The organism is Streptomyces sp. cmx-18-6 (assembly GCF_046548915.1).
Taxonomy (GTDB): domain Bacteria; phylum Actinomycetota; class Actinomycetes; order Streptomycetales; family Streptomycetaceae; genus Streptomyces.
In genome coordinates this window covers 438,317-452,565 of sequence record NZ_JAEBEP010000003.1, presented here as the reverse complement: position 1 = coordinate 452,565, position 14,249 = coordinate 438,317, and the positions used below count along the sequence as shown (strand labels likewise).

Sequence of the window (14,249 nt, the reverse complement as noted above, 5' to 3'; positions counted from 1 at the left end):
AGGAGAAGAACATGTCCTGTCCGCCTGACGCCTCAGGGCGACGCGACTACCTGGCGGCTCACGTGCTGCCCGCGCTGGATGTGCGCCCGTTCATCGGCGGGGCCTTCGTGGAACCACGTACCGATGCGACCTTCGCCGTGGGCGACCCCACGACCGAACAGGCGCTCGTCACCATGCCGGCGGCCGGCAAGGCGGACGTGGAAGCCGCGGTCGAGGCCGCACGCAGCGCTTTCGACGAAGGCCCCTGGCCCCGCATGTCCCCGTCGGAACGCGGTGCGGTGCTGAACAGGCTGGCCGGCATCATCGACCGTGACCTGGAAGACCTGGCCCTCCTGGAATCCGCGGACGCGGGGAAGCGGTTCCAGGGCGTGCGGGCCTGGGACATCCCGCACGCGGCCACCGTCTACCGCTACTACGCGGAGTGGGCCGGGCGCATCTACGGGGACACGCTTCCCCCCGCCGGGCCGGTCCGCGTCTCCACCCAGCGTGAGCCCGTGGGCGTGTGCGCGGCCATCATTCCGTGGAACTTCCCCTTCGCCTGCATCTCCTGGAAGATGGCGCCCGCCCTGGCGGCGGGGTGCACCGTGGTGATCAAGGCGGCCGAGCGGGCGCCGCTCTCCGCGCAGGCACTCGCCTCGCGGTTCGCCGAGGCGGGTTTCCCGCCGGGCGTGGTGAACGTCGTGACGGGCGCCGGAGATGTCGCGGGAGCGGCGCTCGCCTCGGATGCGCGCATCGACAAGATCACGTTCACGGGCAGCGCCGAGACCGCCCGGTCGATCACGCGCGGCTCGTCCTGGAGGATGCCCCGGCTGACCACGGAACTGGGGGGCAAGGGAGCCAACGTCGTCTTCGCCGATGCCGACCTGGACGCGGCCCTGGACGCCACGACCGACGCCGTATTCGATCTTTCCGGGCAGAACTGCTGTGCGGCCGGGCGTACTTACGTACAGCGTGAGGTGTACGAGGAGTTCGTCGGGCGGTTGGTGAAGCAGGCCAGGTCCAGGCGGCTGGGAGATCCTCTCGACGACTCCACGCAGCAGGGCCCCCTGATCGACCGTGACCACCTGCGTACCGTGAGCGGCATGGTCACGCAGGCGTTGGACGACGGGGCGCGGCTCCTGACCGGGGGTTCGCCGGCCGAGCTCGGCGGCCTCTTCTACGAGCCGACCCTGCTCGGCGATGTGTCGGCCGGTGATCGCATCTCCCGCGAAGAGGTGTTCGGGCCCGTGGGCTGCGTCTACCCGTTCACCGACCTCGACGAGGTCGTGGCGCTCGCCAATGACTCGGACTACGGGCTTTCGGCTTCGGTCTGGACCTCGCGCCCGGGCACCGCCGACTCCTTCGCCGAGCGGGTGCGCGTCGGAACGTGCTGGGTGAACTGCTTCGGCTACTTCCTTCCCTACGTGCCCTGGGGCGGCGTCAAACTCTCCGGCAACGGTCACGATCTCGGTCGCGAGGGCATCGAAGCCTTCTTGAGCACGAAGGTGGTCTACCGGGCCCCCTGACCTCCCCGCCCGCCGAACTCCGCAGCGTGGACGAAACCGGCCGCGAGCCTGTCGCCCGCCCCTCTCGAGGGGCGGGCGACGGTGAGTCGCGTTGTCCCAACTAGCCCGCCCCGCACGGCAGATGCCGTGTCGGGGCTTCGTGTGCTATCTGGAGTCAGGATGCCTTGGTTACGCAATTACGTCGGTCAGTTACGTCTGTATTCGTACGTTGATCTGCTGTTGCTCCTGGCCGCTCTGAACGCGGATCCGCGCGGGATTCTGGGCGTCAGCCTGCTGTGGTTCGGCTTCCTCATCCACCTGGAGTGGCGTCACCGCGACCGGGGCCGCCTCGGCTGGCACTGGTCGCTGTGGGCCGTGCCGTGGCTGCTGGCGCCTCTGGTGGCGCCGAGCCTCTGGTTGCCCGCCTTCTACGTGTCTGCCGTGGCCTACACGTACAAGAAGCGTTTCCCCTGGGCCGCGGCTGTCTCTCCGCTGTTGAACGGCGCGCTGAAGATGTTCCTGGTTCTCCTCGTACCGGGAACGACGGCATTCACCGCCGCACTCGTCCTCCTGCTCATGTCGGTACGCAACCTGCTCGGCGATGTCCGGGATGCCGGCAAGGACGCCGAGGAGCGGGTGATGACGCTCCCGGTGATACTCGGATACCGGCGGGCGACGCCGTACGTCTACCCTCTCGGTCTGGTCGCGACCTCACTGACCTGGACCCTTATGGGTGGACTTTCCTGGTGGGCGCTGGCCGGCGCCGTGTCGGTGCAAGCGGCGACCTACCATCTGACGCCGCGCTAGCCGGGCCGGCCGCTACCGCAATCCGCCCGGTCCGCGCAGCCAGAGGTGCGCCATCCGCTCGGCGACGGCGATGGTGGGCAGGGCTGTGTTTCCGCTGGGGATGACCGGCATCACCGACGCGTCACAGACCCGCAGGTCCGCGACGCCGTGTACGCGGCCGGCCCAGTCGGTGACCGCCCCGCTGCGCGGATCCTCTCCCATGCGGCAGGTGCCGACCGGATGGTGGTATCCGCTGGACGAACGGTTGACGTGACGCTCCAGTAGCGCCGGGTCTTCGAGCAGCGCCGGGCCAGGACGGGGCGTGGCGTCGAAGCGGTCGCGCAGCGGTGCCGCGCCGGTGATCCGGTAGGCATGGCCCAGGCCCTCTCTCAGGAGCCGGAGGTCTTCCGGATGGTCGAAGTAGCACGGTTCCACCACCGGCGGCAGGGCCGGGTCCCGCCCCGCGAGACGGACGCGCCCCCGGGACAGGGTCCGCATCACTCGTACGGAGACGAACGCCTCCGCGCGGCCCTCGCCGGTCGTGCCGGTGCACGCGCCGATGAGATGGAGCGCGACCTCGTCGGGCCGGCCCTGTGGATCCGCCGCCGTGACGAGCACCTGGTAGCGAGGTTCCATGGGTGCTGTCACCGGTGCCGACCATCGCAGTGACAGGCCCGTATGGTCCTGCAAATTCCTTCCGACGCCCGGCAGGTCGACCGCGGGAGCTATCCCCAGCCGGCTCAGTTCGGCGGCCGGCCCTATCCCCGAACGCAGGAGAATCGCGCAACTGCTGTACGCGCCGGCTGCCAGCACCACGACGCCGGCCGGTATCACCTCACCGGAGACCAGTCGTACACCTCGCGCCACACCGCGGTGCGTGAGGACCCGGTCGACTGCGGTACGGGAGCGAATCACCAGGTTCGGACGTGACCGCACCGGGTCCAGATAGCCCTGGGCCGTACTCGTACGACGGCCGCCGAGCAGGGTGATCGGGGCAGGGCCCGCGCCCACCGCACCCGGCCGGTTGTGATCGTCCACGGGCGTCGCCCCCGCGGCCCGGGCCGCTTCCAGCAGGGCTGCGCTGAAGGGCGTCATCTCCTGCGGGGTGTAGCGGCGGATGGGCAACGGGCCGCCCGCCCCGTGGTGGTCGCCGGTGAAGTCGAGGTCGTTCTCCAGCGTGCGGAAGAACGGCAGCATCGCCTGGTAGGACCAGTCGGCGCCGCCCGCCTCGGCGGCCCACGCGTCGTAGTCCCGGGGCGCCCCGCGTACCGCCAGGCAGGCGTTGGTGGCCGAGCAGCCGCCCACCACACGGGCCCGAGGGAGGGGCTGGGCCGGGTTGCGCCGGCCCGCCGACGCCGTGTACTTCCAGTCGTGGGACGTGCTCAGATCGGCACACGAAGCCAGGTCGTGAGGCAGGGCGGAGGAGTGGTAGTCCGGTCCCGCCTCGACCAGGAGAGTGCGCCGGTCCGGATCGGCCGAGAGCCGGTTCGCCAGGACGCAGCCCGCGGTACCCGCTCCGACGATCACCAGATCGAAGGAGGAGGCTCCGGTATCGGCGGTCATGGGCGGACGGCTCGTGACCTGATCATCGGATCAGTGATCGCCCACATAGCGGAAGCGGGGAACCCGCCGCCCTTCGACGTCCACGTCCTCGACGAAATTGTCGACCGGTCTCACCCAGGTGTGGCGGTCACCGTAGGCGGGTGAGTGGAACAGCGCGTGGTAGACCACCGCGTCCTGGCCCACCTGTTCGTCCATGCCGTCGCCCAGGACGTGGTGTCCGAAGCCGGTGACTTCGTAGAGGTGCCCGCTGAAGTGCTCGTAGACACCGAGCTTGATCGTCGAATCGCTCATACCGTGTTCCCGTATCCCTGTTCACCGATGTCGTGCGAGCCGACGGCTCCGCTTCACCACCCCGGCTCTGACTGGCCATCATGCTAGCGGCGCTCAGGGGCATATGTGACGAATACGCGAGGTTGGGCGGACGTCGGTGCGGTCGTCTCCGCCGTGCCGTCCCGGTCGGTCGTACGCGAACGGCCGTTCGCCCGGTCCCAGGGGAATTCAGGCCCTCCCCGCCAGTTCGACCAGCTCCACCAGCGCCCCCGCCAGCGCGTCGAGCCCGGGACCCGCAGGCCCGCCCGGCTCGGTCATGTACGTGTCGCGGCGGATCTCGATCATCAGGGCCGAGACCCGGCGGTCCGTGCCGTAGTGCTTCAGGGGGACGTACGTGCCAATGAACGGGCTGTCGACGCCCGTGCCGCCGAAGCCGGCGAACGCCGCCTCGGCCAGGGAGCGCAGTTCGGGCGGGGTGTGGAAGGGGTCCGTGCCCAGGCAGACGGGCGGTCGGGGGCCCGTTCCGTGGAGTTCGTACGGGAGGGGCGCGGTCGGGTACGAGTGGACGTCGACGATCACCGCGCGGCCCGTGGCGGCGATCCGGGCGTCGACCGCCTCCGTCATCGCCCGCGCGTAGGGGTGGAAGTACCGCTCCAGCAGGGGTGTTTGGTCGAGGCCCGGCGGGCGCAGCCGCTCGCGGTGCGTGGTGTGGGTGTACACCGCGCCCATGCCCACGGCGCGCATCTCCTCGCGGTCGTCCGGGAAGCGCTCGGGGTCGACGACCAGTCGGGAGAGGGCGTTGACGAACCGCCAGGGCCGGACGGCGCACGCCTCGGCCGCCCGGGCCGCCAGCTCGGCCGTATGGGCGTCGGTGATGTGATCGAGTTCCCGCTCCAGAGCACTGTCGTCCAGGACGACTCCGCCGCGTACCTCCTCGGGAATCGCCCGGGAGCCGTGCGGCACGTGCAGCAGTACCGGGGACTCAGAGCTTCCGGGCAGGAGGCGGAACGACGGCTGGGGGTCAGTGCTCATGGAGCGGTCTCGGTCCTTCTCGGTGCTTCAGTGGGGAGACGGGGAGCCCGATTGTCCCATCCGTGAAGTCAGTTGGCGGAACCGATCACCGGGTAGTGGTCGGAGAGGTTCGTGTACGTGTAGTTCTTGCCCCAGCTGGAGACCGTCCAGGGGGCGCTCTGCTCCTTGATCACGTCGTTCTTCCAGCCGGACGGCTTGACGTGGCCGGCGCGGTGCAGGACGTGGTCGAGGTCCTCGCGGGGGTCGTTCGGGTAGCGCTCGGAGGCGATCGAGTTGTCGCGGGTGTCGAAGGAGTACGGGTGGCCGGTCTTGGTGTCGGCCGCCGTTAGGTCCGCGTCCTTGAGGAAGGAGGCGTACTCGGCGGAGTGCGCGTCCACGTTGAAGTCGCCCGCCACGATGACCTGTTCGGAGGCGGGGATCTTCTTCGCGTCGAGGAAGGCGTCCATCGCCTTGAACTGCCGGCTGCGCATCTGGGCCGCCTCGCCCGCCGAACAGCCGGGGTCGGTCGACTGGGCGTGGGTGCCGACGACGTGGACCCGGGCGCCGTTGACGTTCAACACGGTATAGGCGAAGCCCTTGTTGGACCACCAGTCGCCGCCGCAGGCGTCCTTGAAGACGTACTGCTCCTTGCGCACGATCGGCCACTTGCTCAGGATCGTGACGCCGCCGTCCTCCGGGGTGGTCGCCGAGTACGAGCCGCTGGTGGCGTCCCAGCCGCTCTTGCTCCGGCCGACCACCGGCGTCTGGTACGGGTACTGGGACGCGGAGTTCCGCAGCAGAGCGTCGGAGGCCCCGTTGTCGAACGCCTCCTGGATCACCACGACGTCGTTGCCCCGGAAGAACGACGTCTTCGGGATCTCCGCCGCCCGGTGGTCCTGGCCCCAGTTGGGGTAGAGGCTCTTGCTGAAGATGAACGTGTTGTACGAGAGCACCCGCAGCGACGGGGTCTCGGCGGCGGGGGCCGCCGCTGCCTGGGGCGAGTTCGCGGCCAGGGTGACGCCGGCGAGCGCGGCGGACAGAGCCACGCCGGTCAGGCGGCGGAACGCGGTGTGCGGCACGAGGTCTCCTGCTGATGAGTGGGGGCGTACCGGGTGGCACCCATCAAAGCAGCGGCAGTTACCCACGGGTAGACATCGGATGCCGTCAGTCTGTCCGGCTCGCTGCCATCAGGATTCCGTCGGTTCGGCGTACACGATGAGGTTGTCGACGGGGTGCCCCTCGGCGTCGAACGCTCCGTCGCAGGTGACCAGCCGCAGCGCGCTGCCCCTGGTCGCGCCGTAGACCCGTTCGGTGGGGAACGCCTTCTTGCTCACCGTCTCCTTGCCCGTGACGGTGAAGCTCAGGGACTTTCCGTCGCCGTCGCGGACGACGACCTCGGCGCCCTTGCGGATGTCCTTGAGGTCGTGGAAGACGGCCCTGCCGAAACGGGTGTCGTTGTGGCCGATCAGTACGGCCGCTCCGGGCCGGCCGGGTATCGCTCCGCCGGTGAACCAGCCCGCCTTCATGCCCTGTTCGGCGGGCGGGACCTCGACCGTGCCGTCCGCGTTGAGGCCGAGGCGCATGAGGGAGCTGCGGATGCCCAGGGAGGGGATGGCGACGTGGGCGGGGGCCGAACTGTCTGTGCTGGGTGTGGTGGGTGTGCTGGCCGTGGGGGGCGGCTGTCGCGTTGGGGTGGTGTCGGGGGCCGACGTCGGGGCCGGGTCCGGGGGCGTGGCGGGAGTCGGTGCGGCGCAGGCTGCCAGGGTCGCGCACAGGACGAGGCCGGGCAGCAGGCCGGCCGTTCGGGGGCGGCGGAGGAGGGGGGAGAGGCGGGAGGGCATGAGGCTCCGGTCGGCGGGGCCGTCACCGGATGTGGCGCCGCCCCCGTGCACGGCGGCGCCACATCCGGAGTCAGCGGTGGGCAGTGATGTCGGGTCAGCCGTTGCGGCGGCGCAGCACGAGGGTGCCCGCACCCGCGAGCAGGGCCGCACCGGCCACCGACCCCGCGAGGGCCGTGGCGCCGCTGCCGTCACCTGCGCCGGCCGGGCGCTCACCGGCCGCGACACCGCCGCGCGGCACGACCGCCGGGGCGGTGGCGGCCTCCTTGGGGGCCGCGGGCGCGGGTCGGTCACCGGCGGCGACTCCACCGCGCGGCACGGCCGAGGGGCGGGCGTCCTTCGCGGCCTTGGCGGCCTTCGCCCGCTCCGGCGACACCGCGGGGGCGCTCTCGGCGGGCGCGGACGGCCTCGGGGACGGGGCGGCGAGGGCGGCGGTCGACGGGAGCAGCACCGCGCCGGCCGCGACGGCGGCGAGCACGGCGGTGCGCAGGGAGAGGCGAGTGATCGAAGCGGTCATACGGAAGGCTCCATCCGTTGGTCGCCCCGTGACGGGCCCGGGTGCCGGTTGTGCACCGGGTGCGGGGCGTGGAGCCAGGCTGTCCGGAAGTTATGAGGAAACTGTCAGGACGTTGTGGTCATCCCATCAGGTCATCTCGTCGGGCCGTCTCGTCCGGTCATCCCGTCAGCCCGTCTCATGGGGCCACCTCATCGGGTCATCTCATGGGGCCGTCTCATCAGGTCATCTCGTCGGGACCGCGATGCAGTGCCGGGAGGCGCAGGGGGAGGCGCAGGGTGAAGGCCGAGCCCTTCCCCTGCGTACTGGTCGCGCTCGCCGTGCCGCCGTGGGCCTCGGCCAGTTTGCGGACGATGGCGAGGCCGAGGCCGCTGCCTCCCGTACGGCGGCTGCGCGACTTCTCGGCGCGCCAGAAGCGGTCGAACACGTGAGGGAGGTCTCCGGGCGCGATCCCGCTCCCGGTGTCCGCCACCTCGATCACGATCTCGCCGGACTCGGACTCGGACTCGGACTCGGATTCGCCTGACCCGTCCCGGTCCCCTGAGTCGGACCCGTCCCGGCCCCCGGATGCGCCGGCGTCCCGGTCCCCGAACCCTGACCCGTCCCGGCCCCCGGACCCTGACCCGTCCCCGTCCCCGTCCCCGTACGCGCGCAGCGTCACCGTCCCGCCCGCCGGCGTATGGCGTACGGCGTTGGAGACCAGGTTGCCCACCGCCTGCCGCAGCCTGACCGGGTCCGCGTGCAGGGTGGGGGCCGGGGCGGCGGTCACCACGGTCAGGGTGACGCCCGCCGTCTCCGCGCGTGCCTGGTGGGCGGCGGCGACCTGGCTCAGGAGGTCGTGGATCCGGACCGGTTCGGGGTGCAGCCGCAGCGCCCCGGCGTCGGCGGCGGCCAGGTCCTGGAGGTCGTCGATGATGTGCTGGAGCTGCACCGCCTCCTCCAGCAGCGAGGAGACGAACGCCGGATCCGGGTCGGCCAGACCGTCCTGGGCCGCCTCCAGCCAGCCCCGGATGTTGCTCAGCGGAGTGCGCAGCTCATGGGCCACGTCGCTCACCATGGCCTTGCGCTGCTCCTCCAGCCGCGCCCGGTGCGCGGACATGTCGTTGAACGCGGCGGCCAGCCTGCCGATCTCGTCGTCCCCCGCGACCGGGACCGAGGCGTGCTCCTCACCGTCCCGCATCCGCTGCGCGGCCCCGGTCAGCGCGTGCAGCGGACGGACCAGCCGCGCGCCCGCGAGCACCGACGCGCCCACGGTCAGCGCCAGGACCAGCGCCGCGACCCCGGCGATCTTCGCGGTGTTGGCCGGGGAGAGGTCGAAACCGGGCACCGTGGCGCCGCCCTCGTCGCCGATGAACAGGAGCGCGGGGGAGGCCACGTACGAGCTGAGCTGTTCGCTGCGCGCCGTCCCCACGCATGAGGCGATGGCCCGGTCGTCCTCCCCGGTGAGCTCCCGGGGCGGTTCGACGGCCGGAGCGGGGGCGGCCTCGCGCGCGTCGCTCGGCCGGGGAGCGGGCAGGGGGCCCGGCACCGGCACGACGGCCACCCCGCCCCACGACAGGTCCTGGTTCAGCCGCACACCGCTGCGGTCCTGGCGCTTCAGGCAGGCGTCGGCCAGTTCGTTGAGCGCGCTGAGCGCCTTCCGCTCCGTAGGGGTGGGCGCGTCCAGGTCCGTGGGGTCGCACCGGGCGCCCAGGGCCCGTTCGGGGTCGTTGCCCACCATCTGCACCCGGGGCCGACCGCTCGGCCCGACGACGACGTCCGAGGCGATCCCCACCCGGTTCAGGCACTCCGCCTTCCGGTCGGCGGTCCGCCGCAGCGCCGTACGCTCGGCCGCCGGCAACAGGAACGGGCCCACCGCCCGCGGGTCGATCCGGTCGGCGGCCGTGCCCCGCGCCTCGGTGCTCCGCGCGGCCAGGACGGTGTCCACCGACAGCGGGTCGACCACCGCCGAGGCTTCCGGCGGCAGGGCGGGGGCGGTCGGCGCGGTGGCGGAGTCGGCGAGCGGCCGCCGGCTCTGCGTGGTGAGGGCGACCCGGCGGCCCGAGTCCCGGGCCAACTTCCGTACGGTCGCGTCCACTTCGTCCCAGGTCGGGTTGCGGGCGGCGTAGTCGAGCAGGGTGTCGTAGATCCGGGCGTCGGCGGTCAGGTTCTGGCCCTGCTCCTGACGGATCGCGACCGAGGTGGTCTGTACGGCGAGCCAGGCGGTGGCCGCCACCGAACACGCGGCCACCAGCGCCGACACCCCGAGCAGCCGCCCCAGCAGACTCCGCCGCAGCGGTACGCGGGCCTGATCCCGGGGCCGGGTCCCCGCGCGAGCCCTGGGCCTGCCTTCCGCGCGGGACCGGGGCGGGCGCTGGGCCTGGCCCCGGCCCTGGCCCTGGCCCTGGCCCCGGCCCTGGCCCTGGCCCCGGCCCTGGCCCTGGCCCCGGCCCTGGGCCGTGGGCATGCTCCGGGCGCTCCGGGCCCCGGTCCGGGTGTGATCGTCGCCCCGGCCCCTACCCACGCCGCGCGGCCTTCGCCGGGTCGGTGAGTTTGTAGCCGACCCCGAAGACGGTGAGCAGACGGACCGGCCGCCGGGGTGCGGGCTCGATCTTCTTGCGCAGGTTCATGACGTGCACGTCGACCGTCCGGTCGCTGATGTAGCGGTCGAACCCGTGCAGCTCCTCCAGCAGCCGCTGACGGCTGAACACCCGGTCGGGGCCAGCCGCCAGTGCGGCCAGGATCCGGAACTCGCCGCGGGTGCACTCCACCGGCTCGCCGTCCACCGTCACCGTGTGCCGCTCGGGGTCCACCACGAGGCCGCCCACCCGCAGGGCCTGGTCCCCGGACGCCCGTTCCGCGTCGCCGCCCGGCCGCCGGGTGCGGCGCAGCAGTGTGCGGACGCGGGCCATCAGCTCGCGCGGGCTGTAGGGCTTGGTCATGTAGTCGTCCGCGCCGAGGTCGAGCCCGAGCAGCAGATCGTCCTCCGTGGAGCGGGCGGTCAGCATCAGCACGGGCAGTTCCCGGCACTCGGCGCGCAGCACCCGCACCACGTCCAGCCCGTCCGCCCGGGGCATCATCACGTCGAGGACGAGGAGGTCGGGTTCCTTGTGCCGTACGGCGTCGAGCGCGGCGAGACCGTCGCTCACGGTCCGTACGGCGTGTCCTTCCCGTTCCAGGTAGCGGCGTACGAGTTCGGCCTGCTTCTCGTCGTCCTCGGCAACTATGACGTCTGCGCACACGCACCCGAGCGTAGAGCGGGACCACAGCGCGAGGCCGGGCGGGGCCCCGGGGACGTAGACCGGGGGAGGGGCCTCTGCGACCGGTGGAGGGAGTCTCCGCGCCCCGGGGGCCGATCCGGTGGTGACGGTTGCCCCCCGGGCGCGGCCCCGTTCCGGCTGGAGGCCGATGCCGCCCTGCCCGCTCTGTTCGAGCGCTTCCCCGGCCTGCGGCTCGCGGTCCCGGACGCCGAGCCCACCAAGCTGCCGGTGATGACGCGGAACGACATGGCGGCCATTCCGGTGCTGCTGGGCCGAGGCGAGGGCGAACGGGGGACGTCCGCCGCCGAGCACAACCGCACGGTGACGGGCGGCACGAACTGCCGCCCGTCACCGCAGGGATGGGGAGCGGCAGAAGCGGCGGGGGTGACGCAGGAGAAGGGGGCGGGCCAGAAGCGGCGGGGGTGGGGCAGGAGAAGGGGGAGGGGCAGCAGCGGCAGAGGTGACGCAGGAGAAGAAGGGGGCGGGGCAGAAGCGGCGAGGGTGACGCATGGGACGCTGGACTGGACCACGCCTGTGGCCAATCCGTGGCCGGCCGGCCCGTCACCGACGAGGCGCCGTCGGGACCGCTCGTCGTGATCGGGGCGGAGCGGATCCTCTGCACCGAGCACTGGCTGCGGCGCGAGGGTTTCGCACCGCAGCCAGCCCTGGACCCGGGCGGGCGGGTAGGACGCGTCGACGGAATCGGCCGCACATCTCCGGCATTCAGGCCGGTCCTCATCTAGGACACAAGTTGTCCTATAGGGCTCCTAGTGTTGTCTCATCAGGAAGAACTGCAGGAGGGAAGAGACTGATGAGTCACGCCGCACCCGAGGGCTACACCAGCGTCGCGCCGTGGGTGGTCACCGACGACACCGGTGCACTGCTCGACTTCATCACCGTCGCGTTCGGCGGCGAGGAGACAGCGCGGGTGCCGGTCGAGGACGGCAGCATCGGCCACGGCGAGATCCGCGTCGGCGACACGGTCGTGCTGGCCTTCGACCGACGTCCTGACTGGCCGTCGATGCCGTCCCTGTTGCGGGTCTATGTCCCGGACGCCGACGCCGCCATGGCCGCCGCCGTCGCCCACGGGGCGCAGGTGATCACTGAGGCTGCCGACAGTGCGTGGGGGGACCGCGGGGGCAGGGTGCGCGACCCGTTCGGCAACATCTGGTGGGTGACGAGCCGGGCCGAGCAGATCGCGCCTGACATCGCCCTGGAGCGAATGTCCGAGCCGAAGTACGCCGAGGCGATGCGCGTGGCTCAGGAAACCCTGGACGCCACGCTCGGGGGCCGGGAGACCGGCGTGTCCAGCGCCCCGCAGTACCAGGCCCACTGAGCCTTCGCCGGGCCGGCGCTCGCGCCGGAGCGCGTGGGGGGCAGCTCCGCACGCTCCGGCGCGAGCGCCGGTCTCCGGCGTACGCCCGAAGTTCACGCGGCCCTGACACCCACCCCCTTCTGGCAGACACCGTAGGTGGTCTCCACGGTGACTGACTTCCCGTCCACCTTCCCGTCCACGGAGAGCTGAAGCAACCGGTCGACCCGGCCGCCGGGAGGTTCACGGCCGGTGTCGCCCGCGTTCCCCATGGGCGGGCTCGCGCTCGGGCCGCCCACGCCTGCGCCACCGCGCGGGCTCGTTCCCCGACGCTCTTGCCGACCTCCTGCTGTGTGGGGGTGCTGGATGCCTGCCCGGACGCGGTGGTGCCGTCTCCCTGGCCGCGTCCGGACAGCGCCCCGGCACCCCCGCCCTGGCCGCGTCCGGACAGCGCCCCGGCACCCCCGCCCTGGCCGCGTCCGGACAGCGCCCCCGGCACCCCCGCCCGAGGCCACCCCGAGTGAGGTGTGTCACGCAGAGTGAAATTCTTGGCATACATTCCGCCGAACCGGGGAGGGGCCCCGACCGCTGGTGCGGCCGTACCCCGGTCCACCGCGCAGGACGCCCCCGCTGAACCGAACGGGGGCATTTCGGGTACGGAAGGCAGAACACGACATGTCGGCGCTCAGCACCATCCACATCGACGGCGCCTGGCGGGCCGCCGGATCAGGCGCGACGCGCGAGATCCTCGACCCCGCCGACGCCACCGTCCTGGCCGTCGTCGCCGAGGGCGGCGTCGAGGACACCGATGCGGCGATCGCGGCGGCGCGGCGCGCCTTCGACGACGGCCCCTGGCCGCACAAGCCGGTCGCCGAGCGGGCCGGGCTGCTGCGCCGGGTCGCGGAGCTGCTCCAGCGGGACCGCGAGGAGATCGCGATCACCGAGAGCCGTGACACCGGCAAGACCCTCGAAGAGGGCCGCGTCGACGTCGACGACGTGACCAACGCCTTCCGCTACTTCGCCGACCTCGTGATGAACGAGAGCGGCGGCCGGGTCGTCGACGCCGGCGACCCCGACGTGCACAGCATCGTCGTGCACGAGCCGGTCGGCGTCTGCGCCCTGATCGCCCCCTGGAACTACCCCCTCCTCCAGGCCAGCTGGAAGATCGCCCCGGCCCTCGCCGCCGGCAACACCTTCGTGCTCAAGCCCAGCGAGGTCACCCCGCTCTCCACCGTCCACCTGATCCGGCTCCTGGCCGAGGCGGGCCTCCCGGACGGGGCCGCCAACCTGGTCACCGGCGCGGGCGACCCCGTGGGCGCGCGGCTCTCCGAGCACCCGGACGTGGACCTGGTCTCCTTCACCGGCGGCCTCGCCAGCGGTACGAAGGTGGCCCAGGCGGCCGCCCCCACCGTGAAGAAGGTCGCCCTGGAGCTCGGCGGCAAGAACCCCAACGTGGTCTTCGCCGACGCCTGCGCCACCGACGAGGGCTTCGACACCGCCGTCGACCAGGCCCTGAACGCCGCGTTCTTCCACAGCGGCCAGGTCTGCTCCGCCGGGGCCCGCCTGATCGTCCAGGACACCGTCAGCGAGCGCTTCGTCACCGAGCTGGCCCGCCGCGCCGACGCCATCCGCCTCGGCCGGGGCACCCTGGACGGCGTGGAGTGCGGCCCGCTCGTCTCCGCCCAGCAGCTCGCCAAGGTCGAGGCGTACGTCGCCTCCGCCCGCGAGGAGGGCGCGATCGTCCGGGCCGGCGGCGCGCGCCCCGAGCCCAGCGACGTACGCCCCGAAGGCGGCTACTTCTACCGGCCGACCGTCCTCGACGGCTGCCACCGGGGGATGAGGGTGGTCCGCGAGGAGACCTTCGGCCCGATCCTCACCGTCGAGACCTTCCGTACCGAGGAAGAGGCCATCACGCTGGCCAACGACACCGACTACGGACTGGCGGGCGCGGTCTGGACGAGCGACGCGGGCCGGGCCCGCCGGGTCGCCGGACGACTGCGCCACGGCACCGTCTGGATCAACGACTACCACCCCTACCTCCCGCAGGCCGAGTGGGGCGGCTTCGGGAAGTCCGGTACGGGGCGTGAGCTCGGCCCGACCGGCCTCGCCGAGTACCGCGAGTCCAAGCACATCTACCAGAACCTCAACCCGCGCCCCCAGCGCTGGTTCGCCGGCTGACGCCTGCGGGGACCCGGGCCGATCGACGCCCGGGTCCCGCCCGGCTGTTCGCAG

The 14,249-nt window shown here is 72.3% G+C and carries 12 protein-coding genes and 2 pseudogenes; 6 read left to right on the top strand and 8 right to left on the bottom strand.

The window, feature by feature from the left end:
* The first annotated feature begins 11 nt into the window (after positions 1 to 11).
* Complete coding sequence (locus tag ACLJPL_RS10160; RefSeq protein WP_411080421.1) at positions 12 to 1,505, top strand: aldehyde dehydrogenase family protein; 1,494 nt, start codon at positions 12 to 14, stop codon at positions 1,503 to 1,505.
* A 159-nt stretch (positions 1,506 to 1,664) separates the two neighbouring features.
* Positions 1,665 to 2,291 carry a hypothetical protein gene (locus ACLJPL_RS10155; RefSeq protein WP_411080420.1) on the top strand — a complete coding sequence of 209 codons (627 nt, stop codon included), beginning with the start codon at positions 1,665 to 1,667 and terminating at the stop codon, positions 2,289 to 2,291.
* Between the two features lie 12 nt (positions 2,292 to 2,303).
* Here the strand turns inward: ACLJPL_RS10155 and ACLJPL_RS10150 are convergent, their stop codons facing one another.
* The 8 genes from ACLJPL_RS10150 to ACLJPL_RS10115 form a co-directional block, all read right to left on the bottom strand.
* The gene (locus ACLJPL_RS10150) at positions 2,304 to 3,833 is read right to left on the bottom strand and encodes a GMC family oxidoreductase (RefSeq protein ID WP_411080419.1); all 1,530 of its coding nucleotides are present in this window, start codon (positions 3,831 to 3,833) and stop codon (positions 2,304 to 2,306) included.
* Between the two features lie 30 nt (positions 3,834 to 3,863).
* Complete coding sequence (locus ACLJPL_RS10145) at positions 3,864 to 4,124, bottom strand: DUF1653 domain-containing protein (RefSeq protein WP_411080418.1); 261 nt, start codon at positions 4,122 to 4,124, stop codon at positions 3,864 to 3,866.
* Positions 4,125 to 4,331: 207 nt separating this feature from the next.
* Positions 4,332 to 5,135, bottom strand: a complete 804-nt coding sequence (locus ACLJPL_RS10140) for an N-formylglutamate amidohydrolase (RefSeq protein WP_411080417.1) — start codon at positions 5,133 to 5,135, stop codon at positions 4,332 to 4,334.
* 68 nt (positions 5,136 to 5,203) lie between these two features.
* Positions 5,204 to 6,193 (bottom strand): sphingomyelin phosphodiesterase, encoded by a 990-nt coding sequence (gene sph, locus ACLJPL_RS10135; protein WP_411080416.1) that lies wholly within the window; start codon positions 6,191 to 6,193, stop codon positions 5,204 to 5,206.
* 108 nt (positions 6,194 to 6,301) lie between these two features.
* Positions 6,302 to 6,955, bottom strand: coding sequence for a class F sortase (locus ACLJPL_RS10130; RefSeq protein WP_411080415.1), 654 nt, complete (start codon positions 6,953 to 6,955; stop codon positions 6,302 to 6,304).
* Positions 6,956 to 7,049: 94 nt separating this feature from the next.
* Positions 7,050 to 7,469 carry a hypothetical protein gene (locus ACLJPL_RS10125; RefSeq protein WP_411080414.1) on the bottom strand — a complete coding sequence of 140 codons (420 nt, stop codon included), beginning with the start codon at positions 7,467 to 7,469 and terminating at the stop codon, positions 7,050 to 7,052.
* 217 nt (positions 7,470 to 7,686) lie between these two features.
* Positions 7,687 to 9,912 carry a sensor histidine kinase gene (locus ACLJPL_RS10120; RefSeq protein WP_411080413.1) on the bottom strand — a complete coding sequence of 742 codons (2,226 nt, stop codon included), beginning with the start codon at positions 9,910 to 9,912 and terminating at the stop codon, positions 7,687 to 7,689.
* Positions 9,913 to 9,961: 49 nt separating this feature from the next.
* Entirely contained in the window at positions 9,962 to 10,687 is a 726-nt protein-coding gene (locus ACLJPL_RS10115; RefSeq protein ID WP_411080412.1) for a response regulator transcription factor, read from the bottom strand.
* A 135-nt stretch (positions 10,688 to 10,822) separates the two neighbouring features.
* Between ACLJPL_RS10115 and ACLJPL_RS10110 the strand changes: the two are divergent.
* From ACLJPL_RS10110 to ACLJPL_RS10095, 4 genes and pseudogenes are all read left to right on the top strand, one after another.
* A pseudogene (locus tag ACLJPL_RS10110) lies at positions 10,823 to 10,978 on the top strand (cytochrome P450); the annotation flags it as partial.
* Between the two features lie 293 nt (positions 10,979 to 11,271).
* Positions 11,272 to 11,364: pseudogene (locus ACLJPL_RS10105) on the top strand (pyridoxamine 5'-phosphate oxidase family protein); the annotation flags it as partial.
* Between the two features lie 152 nt (positions 11,365 to 11,516).
* Positions 11,517 to 12,041, top strand: a complete 525-nt coding sequence (locus tag ACLJPL_RS10100; RefSeq protein WP_411080411.1) for a VOC family protein — start codon at positions 11,517 to 11,519, stop codon at positions 12,039 to 12,041.
* Between the two features lie 651 nt (positions 12,042 to 12,692).
* Complete coding sequence (locus ACLJPL_RS10095; protein ID WP_411080410.1) at positions 12,693 to 14,195, top strand: aldehyde dehydrogenase family protein; 1,503 nt, start codon at positions 12,693 to 12,695, stop codon at positions 14,193 to 14,195.
* Positions 14,196 to 14,249 lie beyond the last annotated feature (54 nt).

Excerpts from the sequence above, each read along its gene's own strand:
- ACLJPL_RS10130 (WP_411080415.1), bottom strand. The coding sequence starts at position 6,955 with ATGCCCTCCCGCCTCTCCCCCCTCCTCCGCCGCCCCCGAACGGCCGGC.
- ACLJPL_RS10155 (WP_411080420.1), top strand. The coding sequence starts at position 1,665 with ATGCCTTGGTTACGCAATTACGTCGGTCAGTTACGTCTGTATTCGTAC.
- ACLJPL_RS10140 (WP_411080417.1), bottom strand. The coding sequence starts at position 5,135 with ATGAGCACTGACCCCCAGCCGTCGTTCCGCCTCCTGCCCGGAAGCTCT.
- ACLJPL_RS10095 (WP_411080410.1), top strand. The coding sequence starts at position 12,693 with ATGTCGGCGCTCAGCACCATCCACATCGACGGCGCCTGGCGGGCCGCC.
- ACLJPL_RS10100 (WP_411080411.1), top strand. The coding sequence starts at position 11,517 with ATGAGTCACGCCGCACCCGAGGGCTACACCAGCGTCGCGCCGTGGGTG.
- ACLJPL_RS10120 (WP_411080413.1), bottom strand. The coding sequence starts at position 9,912 with ATGCCCACGGCCCAGGGCCGGGGCCAGGGCCAGGGCCGGGGCCAGGGC.
- ACLJPL_RS10125 (WP_411080414.1), bottom strand. The coding sequence starts at position 7,469 with ATGACCGCTTCGATCACTCGCCTCTCCCTGCGCACCGCCGTGCTCGCC.
- ACLJPL_RS10160 (WP_411080421.1), top strand. The coding sequence starts at position 12 with ATGTCCTGTCCGCCTGACGCCTCAGGGCGACGCGACTACCTGGCGGCT.
- ACLJPL_RS10150 (WP_411080419.1), bottom strand. The coding sequence starts at position 3,833 with ATGACCGCCGATACCGGAGCCTCCTCCTTCGATCTGGTGATCGTCGGA.
- ACLJPL_RS10145 (WP_411080418.1), bottom strand. The coding sequence starts at position 4,124 with ATGAGCGATTCGACGATCAAGCTCGGTGTCTACGAGCACTTCAGCGGG.